This window comes from Chryseobacterium sp. LAM-KRS1, assembly GCF_013184525.1.
Lineage (GTDB): Bacteria > Bacteroidota > Bacteroidia > Flavobacteriales > Weeksellaceae > Chryseobacterium > Chryseobacterium proteolyticum.
In genome coordinates this window covers 761,470-772,851 of record NZ_JAAOIZ010000001.1, presented here as the reverse complement: position 1 = coordinate 772,851, position 11,382 = coordinate 761,470, and the positions used below count along the sequence as shown (strand labels likewise).

Below are 11,382 nucleotides of genomic sequence, written 5' to 3'. Positions count from 1 at the left end.
AACACTTAGGTGTCTACTTTTTAAAAACAGGACCTTGAATGAAACCATTAAGGTCCTGTTTACTGTATATGAAAAAATTAGTTTTTTTTATACTCCACTGAATGCGCTGAAGCCTCCGTCAACAGGAATCAATGCTCCCGTGATAAAACTTGCGGCATCGGAACATAGAAACTGTACAACCCCGTTCAGTTCTTCTACTTCTCCAAATCTCTGCATCGGTGTTTTGGCCATTACTTTTTTACTTCTCTCCGTTAAGCTTCCATCCGGATTCAGAAGAATTGCACGGTTCTGATCTCCAATGAAAAATCCTGGTGCCACGGCATTCACACGTATCTTATCTCCGAATTTTAATGCAAGATCAGAGGCCAGCCATTGGGTAAAATTGGTGATTGCTGATTTGGCTGCAGAATATCCGGCTACTCTTGTAATCGCTGAATAGGCAGCCATGGAAGAAATATTGATAATGTTTCCGCTCCCCTGTTCAGCCATTGCTTTTCCGAAAACATAGCTCGGATAAACAGTTCCGTTGATATTAAGATCAGTAACCTCCGCCCATCCTTTCATATCCATATCGAAAAATGACTGTTCGGGAGATAAGGTTGCTGCCGGAATATTTCCACCGGCTATATTGAGCAGAACATCAATACGGCCATACTTTTCCTTTATTTTCACTGAAGCGGCTTCAAGGCTTTCAATATCCATCACATTGGATTCTACAGCGAGTGCCTCTCCTCCTAAATCCTTAAGTTCTTTTACCCGGGCATCCAGTGTTTCCTGATTTCTCCCCAGTGCAACAACTTTGGCTCCGGCCTCTATAAAGCTTTTGGCAAGACTTCCTCCCAAAACACCTGAAGCCCCTGTGATGACTGCTACTTTGTTTTTAATACTAAACAGGTCTTTCATTTTACTTTTTATTATTTATTACAAACGCAGTTTAATTTTTCTGTAATTCCGACTGTACTGCGGCCATTACGCCTTCTATCTGACCCAATGCCAGCATTCTTCCTAAAAATGAATAGCCGGGATTATAACCTTTGTCAATATCTTCGGTTAAAAGCCTTCCATGATCAATTCTAATAGGAAGATTAGGGTTTTCTTTTTCGAATACACGGATCACTTCAATAAGCTTTCCTCTTCCTCCCAGGTGATGAGCCTCGATGAAGTCACCGTTTTCAAAGACATTTGTACTTCTCAGGTGAACGAATTTGGTACGGTGGGCAAACTTCTTTGCAAGCTTAGGAACGTCATTCTGAAGATTAGCACTTAGAGATCCGGCACAGAACGTTAGACCGTTGTGTAGGTTATCAACAGCTTTCAGAAGCCAGTCAATATCTTCTTCATTGGTCACTATTCTTGGTAAGCCCAATAGTGAAAATGGAGGATCATCTGGATGTACGCACATCTGGATATTCCATTTTTCACAGACGGGCATTATTTTTTCAAGGAAATATTGCATGTTCTGGCGAAGTCTGTCTTTATCGATTCCATCATACAAAGCCAATAAACTCTTGAATTTTTCTACAGGATTCAATTCACCTTCTTTGATATTTCCGTTTACGAATCCCTGTGTTTTTACAATGACTGAATCTATCAGGTCATTATTATCTTTTTCCGTTAAGGTATTTTTTAATTCTTCTACCTTCTGAAGGATTTCTGCATTATAATCGCTTTCGGCCCCCTCTCTTTGAAGAATATGAATTTCGAAGTACGCAAACTTGGCTTTGTCAAAATAAAGTGAGGACGAACCGTCTTCCCACTCGTGAAAGAGATCGGTGCGTGCCCAGTCGAGAACAGACATAAAATTGTAGCAAACTGTTGTAATGCCTGCTTTACCCAGATTTTCAAGGCTTGTGATATAGTTTTCTATTAAAGAGTCACGGTCTTCACCTCCGTATTTGATCGCTTCGCTTACGGGAAGACTTTCCACAACAGACCAGCGAAGTCCGTGGCTTTCTATATAGTTTTTATAATCATTGATGGCCTCCAGATTCCAGATTTCTCCGTTTGGGATATCATGCAGTGCAGAAACAATTCCTTCTACTCCTATTTGACGAAGCGTACTCAGTTCTATTTTGTCTTTTTTTCCAAACCAACGCCAGGTTTTTTCCATAATTTTTAAATTTTAATTCAGATAAACAAAGCAGGTGCTTTCACACCTACTCTGTTGCTGATATGAATGTAGAATAAAATTAATTGTATCCGGGGTTCTGATATTTTGCCTTGATATCTGCAGATACTTCCATCGCATCAATCTGATTCTGTGGAATAGGTCTCAGATAATGAAAAGGTTGTATCGTTCTTGTCACCGTTTGCGGATCATGATCTCCATAAGAAGCTCCCCCGATCTGATAGGTAGCCGCATAATCTCCCCATTTCTGTGTACGTACCAAGTCATACCATCTGTAGAATTCCCCGTAATATTCGCGGGATCTTTCTGCAAGGATATAATCAATGGTAATTACCGCTGGTGTAGCCGCAATCATGGCAGCACTGTTATCCGCTACGTAAGCAGCATTCTGGGCATTATTGAACTTCCATTTTCCGGCACGGGCACGGATGACATTAATTAAACTTCTGGCTGTCATAGCACCTGAAGCTCCTTTTACTGCTGCTTCTGCTGCAATAAAATAGAATTCTGAAAACTTGGCAACGCTGAAAGGACGGGTTAATCCCGCATTCGGATAGCCTAAGCCATTCGGATCATCGGTACGATAAGTTCCAATTTTCCATAAGCCAGGATATACAATCCTGCTGATTCCATTCGGTGCAATTACCCAATCTGCTCTTCCTGCCAGTGTTCCTGCTCCTACACCACTTTGTCCCGCTCCTGTAGGATAAGCAGGCAATTGGCTGTCATCGTTAAGAAAGCTCAGGATAGCCCCACCCGGTTGTACCGGTAAATTATTGGCGTTATAAAGTACAGGAACCGTTGTAAGACCCGTTCCATTCTTGTTCCAGTTTCCTCTGTACGTGGTTACAAAAGTTCCATCATAACGGGAATCATTGGTTTTATCTGCAAAAGTATTTTTAATGACTCCCAAAGTAGGACACATACGAACCCAAGGACGTCCCAGTGATTGCGCCGCCTCTCTCTGTACTGAACTTACAACGTCTGCGCCAACCCAAGCTGTGGTTTTACTGCTTTTGATAGCCGTATAGTTCCAGGTCTGCATCCATGCTGCAAAATTGTCCGGAGCCCAGCCTGATCCAAATCCTACAGGATCACTTTCATTATAGTAAGTACTTGACTGTATATGGTCCGCATAGAGCATCGATTCCGTGTTTCTGTCGTTTGAACCTACATTGACATCATAAAATGTAGGCTGAAGCGCATAAGGTCCCGGGTTGTTGATTCCTTCCATTGCGACATCATAAGCCTGCTGGAAATACCATTGAGCATTATGTCCGTCAGGGTCAGTTCTTGTTGCTTCAGGGTAAGTCGGAATATTGTTAGGATTCTGCAGCCACCATCCATAAGTAAGGTAAGCTTTGGCAAGCATTAATCTTGCTGCATTTTTGGTTACACCACCTGTTACTCTCGGTGATGAAGGTAAATTTTCTATTGACTTTTTAAGATCAGCAAAAACCGTTTTTGTGTAGACTTCCGGCACGGTATTCCTTGCAGAATTCGTGGACGGAAGCGTATTATATTTCAATTCTCCTGCCCCTAAGTCCAAAGGAACTCCTCCATAGGTCTGCACTAGCATGAAATAATAAAATCCGCGGAAGAAACGGGCCTCGGAAATCATGGATTCTGCGATTCCGAACCCCGGTCCCTTTTCAATGATTCCATTGGCTGTATTGATATACGGAAACACTGAATTCCAAACCATACTCGTAGGAAAAGTATTGGAATTGATAATACCGTTTCCGGACATATCAAGTTCTTTAAAGTTACCATCCGCACTTTGGGCCCATGTTGATTCGTCAGTTCCATTCTGGCAATTGCTCATGAAATATCCATTACCGTACAATAATCTCATCTGTCTGTACAGAGAGGTAAATCCCTGATTAATTCCATCCGGTGTACTAAAGTAATCCGCTGTATATATTGATCTTGGCTGCTCATCCAGAATTTCATTACATCCTGTAAATGTTAGGGATAAAAAGATTGTTCCCAATACCAGTTTTTTGTTAAAATTTATCATGACAATACAGTTTTAAAAGGTTAAGTTAAGTCCCATTAAGTAATTTCTTGTGGAAGGGTTGTTGGTTCCTATAACAAGCTGACGGCTTTGATATCCGCTTACGGCCTGGTTTTCATTTCCGAAAGAGTTCGGTTCCGGATCCATTCCTGAGAACTTATGATAAGGAGAGAATAATACAACAGGATTTGTTACGGTAAAGTAAATTCTTAAGCCGGTGATCTTCAAATCCTTTAAAAAATCTTTGTTGAAATTATAGCCTAATGTAATCGTACGGAGCTTAAGGTAAGAAGCATCAAACATCGCTAAAGTAGAAGAATATTTCGGGTTATCACCGCTCAAATGGCGTCCCGGACGAGGAAAATAAGCTCCTGTATTATCTTCTGTCCAGTAGTCTACATCCACGTTGTTCCCTCTACCTGTTAATCTGTTAAGATAACTTGCAGATCCGTAAATGGTACTTACCAGGATTCCTCCGTTTTGGAAAGCCCCTACTGTGCTTAGTTCAAAGTTCTTGTAGGCAAAACGCATATTAAATCCTCCCTGAAATTTAGGAGCGGTATCAAAAATCTGCCTGTCGTCAGGTCCTATTGCCCTTACCGGTGTTCCGTCAGGATTATAACCTCCGGTGTAAAGAACTTTGATAGATCCTACTACATCTGCAGCAGTCCCCGGTTCCAGAATGCTCTGATAAGGATCTCCTGCCTGCCAAAGGCCTACATACTGATAATCATATAACGAATTGATATTATGACCTACAAACCATAGGTTATTCACATCGCGTGTTGTTCCGGATGCAAGAGATAAAATTTTGTTTCGGTTGGTATAAAAATTAACTCCGGCTTCCCATGTAAACCCATCCGGATTATCGAAAATGATACCGTTTAAGGAAACTTCAAAACCTTTATTTTCTGTTTCCGCTACATTGGAAACAATGGATGACCATCCGCTTGTTGCCGGAAGACTCTTCTGTGTCAACAGGTCATATGTATGGGTTTTGTAATACTCCACACTCCCCGTAAGGCGGTTGTTCAATAAACCGAAATCCAGACCGTAGTTTTGCGTTTTTGAATATTCCCAGCCCAGGTTCGGATTTGGTGGCTGACTTCCATAGATCCCTGTACTTCCTGCACTTCCAAAATTATAAGGAGCAACACTAAATCTTCCCATAGTAGAATATGGATCTACTGCCTGATTGGAGGTCTGTCCCCATCCAACCCTGAATTTAAGAAGATTAATGGCTTTGATATTCTGCATAAAGGATTCATTGGTAACATTCCATCCTAATGATAATGCGGGATATGTATGCCATTTGTTGCCGGGAGCCAGTCTGGAAGATCCGTCTGCACGAAGTGTTGCTGTCAGCATATACTTGTTATCATAGGTATACATTACCCTTCCCATTGCAGAAAGAAGACCCGTTTTCCAGTAGATCTGGTCTTCCGGTCGTACGGTAATATCTGCCTGAGGCGATTGTCCCAGATTATAATACTGGAAAAAATCTGCAGGGACATTCTTTGCGCTCATGTATGAGCTTGTATACTTATTTCCTTCTGCGGAATATAATCCTACGGCATTAATTTTATGCTTTCCAAATGTACGGTCGTAGGTTAAAAGGTTTTCCAGGACCCAGTGATAGGTTTGGTTATTCCCTCTTCCTGCAGCTGAAGGCCCAAGAGGATTCGTATTAAATACTCCTACCCCAGCATAATTTCCACTATTTGAAGTACGGAAATCCAAACCTACGTTCAATCGGTATTTCAGTCCTTTGATCGGAAGATTGGCTTCCCCGTAAAGGTTGTTGTAGGATGCAAAAGATTTGGTTTCGTCAATATATTTATCTCCAAGACTTTCCAGGCTCCCTCTGGTATAAATCCATGTCTGATCAATACCTCCAGCCGTGCTCATTACCCTCTTTGGGCTTCCGTCCGCATTGTAAGGATTGGCAATTGGAGAAAATCCCAGCACTGCTCCCGGATTTACCCCATTTCCTTCAGAGATTGAATAATTGGTATTGGATGTAAAACCAAATTTAAAAACCGAGCCTACCTGCTGGTCAATAGCCATTCGCAGGGCAAATCTTTCATAACTTTGAATAGGGATCAATGCATCTTGCTTGAAGTAAGATAGGCCTACATTATAATTTCCTCCGTCTGTTCCTCCTGAAACCCCGATATCATGACTGGTCATCATCGCCGGTTTGTAATACAGGCTTTGCCAGTCCGTATTAACACTGTTGCTTTCATCAGCACCATTTGAATATAAAGGTGTTGTATTTCCTGCCGGAATGGCATAAGCGCGCAGCTGCGCAAACTTAGGGCCATCCATCATAGGATATTTTGAAAACAAGGTCTGAACTCCCGTAAAGGTATTGTAAGTGAATCTGGGTTTCTGCCCTTTTGCTCCTCTGTTGGTTGTAACGAGAATAACTCCGTTTGCTCCTCTGGATCCGTAAATCGCCGTAGCAGAAGCATCTTTAAGGATGTCAATACTTTTGATATCACTTGAGCTTATATCTCCCAATGATCCTACGAAAGGAATTCCATCCAATACAATCAACGGATTATTATCTCCTGTCAGAGATCTTGTTCCCCTGATACGGATCTGCATGGCAGCACCCGGTTTTGTAGAGGTTTGTGAGATGTCTACCCCTGCCGTTCTTCCCTGTAATGCCTGGGTTATGTTAGCTGAGGGTACTTCACGCAATGCATCTCCTTTTACAGTGGCCACAGAACCTGTAACCGCCTCTTTTCTCTGTGTTCCATATCCTATTACAACAACTTCATCTATTTTCTTTTCTTTAACTATCGTATCCTTTTTAACCTGTGAATATGCTATGCCGGAAGGCAATAAAGTCATTGCAAAAAATAATGCTGCTTTATTGCTTTTATTGAAATAAAATCGGTTCATAATTATTATTTTTAGTATTAGTTATTGAATAAAAGGCTGATTAATAATTATAGTTTGTAAAGTCCTTAGTGTTTACAAGCCTTTTATTTTTTATTATATATGCATATTCACGATGGCTTCAAACAATTCCTGTTTTCCGCTTTTTGGCTGTGGTTCGCCGATTTCGTGAGCTATTCTCTGAAGATCTTCCAGGGTAAGTTTACCTTCCTCGAAAGATTTTCCATTCCCGTTATCAAAAGAAGCATAACGATCTGTTCTCAGTTTTTTGTAATCAGAATTTTCCAGGATATCAGCTGCTGCAAGAAGACCTTTTGCGAATACATCCATTCCTGAAATATGAGAAATGAATAAATCTTCAGCATCTATAGAATTTCTTCTGATTTTCGCATCAAAGTTTACTCCACCGGCTCCCAGGCCTCCCGCCGGAAGCAGTACAAGCCACGCCTGAACCATGTCGTAATAATCGATCGGGAATTGGTCGGTATCCCATCCGTTCTGATAATCTCCTCTATTGGCATCAATGCTCCCTAAAAGTCCGGCATCTACAGCTACCTGAAGCTCATGCTCGAATGTGTGCCCCGCCAACGTAGCGTGATTCACTTCGATATTCAGTTTGAAATCTTTATCCAATCCGTAATGTCTCAGGAATCCGATCACTGTTTCGGAATCATAATCATACTGATGCTTGGTAGGTTCCATTGGTTTTGGCTCGATCAGGAATGTTCCTTTAAATCCTTGCTGACGCGCATAATCTCTTGACATGGAAAGAAAACGGGCCAGGTGATCTTTTTCACGCTTCATATCCGTGTTTAAAAGACTCATATATCCCTCTCTTCCACCCCAGAAAACATAATTTTCTCCTCCCAATGCTATCGTTGCATCTATTGAGCTTTTCACCTGAGTTCCTGCGCAGGCCACGACGTCAAAATTCGGATTGGTAGAGGCACCGTTCATGTATCTTTCATGGGTGAAAACATTGGCTGTTCCCCATAGAAGCTTAATTCCTGTTTCCTGCTGCTTTTGTTTTGCATATTCTACAATAGTCTGAAGGTTTTTCTCATAATCCTTCCAGTTATTAGCAGGATCTACCAGGTCGATATCGTGGAAACAGTAATAATTGAAGCCCATTTTGGACATGAATTCAAAACCAGCGTCCATTTTATGCATAGCTCTGGTCACTGCATCATTTCCGATGTCCCATGGATGGTGGATCGTAGGACCTCCGAACGGATCACTTCCGTTTGCGCATAAGGTATGCCACCAAGCCATTGCAAATCTGGTCCAATCTTTCATAGGTTTTCCCATTACGATCTTTTCAGCATCATAATATCGGAATGCCAACGGGTTCTTGCTTTCTCTTCCTTCAAACTTAATTTTTTCAATACCCGTAAAAAATTCTTTTGTACCTGTTAAAGTGTTCATATTTATTTGATTATTTTTAATTTGTTTTTTTAATTTTTGCGTAGGAATTCCCTTCTCACTGGTTCTTAAAAGTCAGTAAGAGGATGAAAAATACGGTTGTAATTGCTTTAGATTATTTCATTAAGATGATGTTTCCATCGCGCATAGGCTTCTGTATATTGTTCTTGTTTTTCGTGTTCCGGCTCTATCACCGCTATCTTTTCAAGTGAAGAAAATGCTTCTCTGGAATCTGAATAAAATCCAATTCCCATTCCAGCAGCTCTTGCAGCTCCCACTGCTCCATCGGTATCATAAAGTTCAATGACCGCATTGCTCACGCTGGCCAGAGACTGGCGAAAGATTGAACTTAAAAACATGTTGGCATTTCCTGCACGGATGACCTGTATATCCATTCCGATATTTCTCATGATATCCATTCCGTATTCGTAAGAGAATACAATACCTTCCTGCGCCGCACGCAGTATATCTCCCTTAGTGTGTATATTGAAATTGATTCCGTGAATAGAACAGCTGGTATCTTTATTTTCCAGTACCCTTTCAGCACCGTTTCCAAAAGGAATGATACTTAACCCTTTTGAGCCAATAGGTGAAAGCGAAGCCATATCATTCATATCCCCATAAGAAGAAAGTGAGGTTGCGAAATTATGCTTCAGCCAGGAATTTAAAATACCGGTTCCGTTGATACATAGTAAAACTCCCAGCCTGATCTGCTCCGGTGTATAATTGACATGGGCAAATGTATTTACCCTTGATAACTTATCATATTCCAGCTGATCCAGAACACCATAGACAACTCCTGAGGTTCCTGCTGTAGAGGCAATTTCTCCGGGATTAAAAACATTCAGGGAAAGTGCATTATTCGGTTGATCACCTGCCCTGTAAGATATAGGTGTCCCTTCTTTTAAGCCTAATTCCTCAGCTGCTGCTTTGGAAACCGTTGCCTGGATACCAAATGTAGGTACGATTTCAGGGAAAAAGCTTTTAGGAATACCATAGTAGTTTATGATATCTTCCGAAATGCAGTTGTTTTTAAAATCCCAGAAGATCCCTTCTGATAATCCTTCAATAGTTATTCCGATCTCCCCTGAGAGTCTCATAGCAATATAGTCTCCCGGAAGCATGATTTTATCTATCTTTTTAAAAATTTCAGGCTCATTTTCTTTTACCCAGGCCAGCTTTGATGCTGTAAAGTTTCCGGGTGAATTCAACAAATGAGACAGGCATTTTTCCTCTCCTATTGTTTTAAAAGCTTTTTCGCCGTAAGGCACAGCACGGCTGTCACACCAGATAATGGATGGCCTTAAGACATTCTGATCTTTATCTACCAGAATCAGACCATGCATCTGCCAGGTAATTCCAATTCCTTTGATATCTTCAGCATGTATACCGGATTCATGCATCACAGCTTCATGTGCCAACCTCAGATTGGTCCACCAGTCGACTGGATTTTGCTCTGCCCATCCCGGATTTATAGCAGTGATTTTCATTTCTTTTTTGGGAGAAAATTCAGAAGCAATCACTTTTCCACTGGATGCCTCGATGAGACAAACTTTCACAGAAGAACTGCCAATGTCATAGCCTAGTAAGTACATAATTTTTTAAAAAGGTTATTTTATAAGTTTTGTATTGTTTTTCTTGTAAATCTTAGCGTCAAATCTGTAGTACCTTGCGGCACGGTGTGACACATCTTTTTGAATTTCATCCAAGGGAACAATATAGGGGAACGAAGAAATTTTTTTATGAAAATTCTTGATGTCAATATTTTTTTCACTTAATGCACTATAGAGCTGATAGAGCTGTCTGATGGTGAATCTTTTCGGCAGCAGTTCAAAAATGATAGAGAAATCAGATTCAATCCATTTTCTGATCTCCATTAGAGATTCACTGATAATTTTGTTGTGATCAAAAGGCAGTCCCGGAACTTCATCAATAGGATACCAGTCTACGGTATCATATTTTGTACTGTTGATTTTGTGGTCTATTTTACAAAGAGAAAGATAAGCCACTGTAATGATCCTGTCTATATGATGTTTGTATTCCTGATCCATCCATTTGATATCATGTGCATTGCTTGCTCTCATGGGATCTGCAAAGCATTTGAACTGTTTGAGGACCATTTTTTTAATCCCTGTAAGTTCGTGCAGTACTCTTTGTGCAGCATCATCCACATCTTCGTCGCTGAAAATCAAACTTCCGGGAAGCTTGATTTGTTTTTCCAATGGTACATCATCTACATGACGTTGTACTAATAATATATTCAACCGGTTTTCATGGTCAAATCCAAACACAACGCAATCTACAGAGACGTAGGTATGAATAAAATTCTGATTCATTAGTTTGTTAACATTTTGGTAACATTACAAATATAAAAATTCATCTGAATAAAAAAAATAAATCCATCATTATCTACTGCTTATCAACACATTACATATCGAATTTTTATGATATGAATTGTATAAAAATTATGATAAGGTTATCATTAAAAATACACTTACTTATTTCATAAGACATGAGTTCACAATTAATTGCAATATCACAACACCAAAAAGAGGATCATTTTTTTCTGAATAAATATTATGATAAGAAGAATTAATTTTTTTTTCATTTTAGCTGAAAAAAAAATGTAAAAAAGACACTTTTTATTATGAAAAAGTAAATAAAAACCTATTTTCATTCACCAATTTTCCGCTCTAACAGCAAAAAATTATGAAACAATAAATTTAAAGGGTGTGATTATTTGATCTTATAACCATCAAAAAAATATAATTAAACGGCTCGTTCCGGAATCCAGGAGAAATGGTCTATTTAAATTACCCGGCACTTATTGGAACACAATTAAACCATGTAAAATACTCTCATACTCATAAATAAAGGAGCCTGTAGATTACAGGCTCTTTTATTTATA

General features: G+C 40.1%; 7 protein-coding genes. All 7 read right to left on the bottom strand.

Annotation, left to right across the window (positions count from 1 at the left end; genetic code table 11):
- Positions 1-87: 87 nt before the first annotated feature.
- Complete coding sequence (locus G9C87_RS03480; protein WP_172278143.1) at positions 88-903, bottom strand: SDR family oxidoreductase; 816 nt, start codon at positions 901-903, stop codon at positions 88-90.
- 31 nt (positions 904-934) lie between these two features.
- Entirely contained in the window at positions 935-2,110 is a 1,176-nt protein-coding gene (gene uxuA, locus G9C87_RS03475; RefSeq protein WP_172278141.1) for a mannonate dehydratase, read from the bottom strand.
- A 79-nt stretch (positions 2,111-2,189) separates the two neighbouring features.
- Complete coding sequence (locus tag G9C87_RS03470) at positions 2,190-4,148, bottom strand: RagB/SusD family nutrient uptake outer membrane protein (protein WP_172278139.1); 1,959 nt, start codon at positions 4,146-4,148, stop codon at positions 2,190-2,192.
- A gap of 12 nt (positions 4,149-4,160) precedes the next feature.
- On the bottom strand, positions 4,161-7,055 hold the full coding sequence (locus G9C87_RS03465; RefSeq protein ID WP_172278137.1) for a SusC/RagA family TonB-linked outer membrane protein: 2,895 nt from the start codon (positions 7,053-7,055) through the stop codon (positions 4,161-4,163).
- Positions 7,056-7,148: 93 nt separating this feature from the next.
- On the bottom strand, positions 7,149-8,477 hold the full coding sequence (xylA, locus tag G9C87_RS03460; protein ID WP_172278135.1) for a xylose isomerase: 1,329 nt from the start codon (positions 8,475-8,477) through the stop codon (positions 7,149-7,151).
- Positions 8,478-8,584: 107 nt separating this feature from the next.
- Positions 8,585-10,069: a xylulokinase gene (locus G9C87_RS03455; RefSeq protein WP_172278133.1), complete on the bottom strand. Its 1,485-nt coding sequence runs from the start codon at positions 10,067-10,069 to the stop codon at positions 8,585-8,587.
- 15 nt (positions 10,070-10,084) lie between these two features.
- A complete protein-coding gene (locus tag G9C87_RS03450; RefSeq protein ID WP_172278131.1) occupies positions 10,085-10,810 on the bottom strand; it encodes an NUDIX hydrolase in 726 nt (241 codons plus the stop codon).
- Between the last annotated feature and the right edge of the window lie 572 nt (positions 10,811-11,382).

What these genes read in the sequence shown, in the direction of transcription:
- G9C87_RS03480 (WP_172278143.1), bottom strand. Translation starts at nt 903, where the DNA reads ATGAAAGACCTGTTTAGTATTAAAAACAAAGTAGCAGTCATCACAGGG.
- uxuA (WP_172278141.1), bottom strand. Translation starts at nt 2,110, where the DNA reads ATGGAAAAAACCTGGCGTTGGTTTGGAAAAAAAGACAAAATAGAACTG.
- G9C87_RS03470 (WP_172278139.1), bottom strand. Translation starts at nt 4,148, where the DNA reads ATGATAAATTTTAACAAAAAACTGGTATTGGGAACAATCTTTTTATCC.
- G9C87_RS03465 (WP_172278137.1), bottom strand. Translation starts at nt 7,055, where the DNA reads ATGAACCGATTTTATTTCAATAAAAGCAATAAAGCAGCATTATTTTTT.
- xylA (WP_172278135.1), bottom strand. Translation starts at nt 8,477, where the DNA reads ATGAACACTTTAACAGGTACAAAAGAATTTTTTACGGGTATTGAAAAA.
- G9C87_RS03455 (WP_172278133.1), bottom strand. Translation starts at nt 10,069, where the DNA reads ATGTACTTACTAGGCTATGACATTGGCAGTTCTTCTGTGAAAGTTTGT.
- G9C87_RS03450 (WP_172278131.1), bottom strand. Translation starts at nt 10,810, where the DNA reads ATGAATCAGAATTTTATTCATACCTACGTCTCTGTAGATTGCGTTGTG.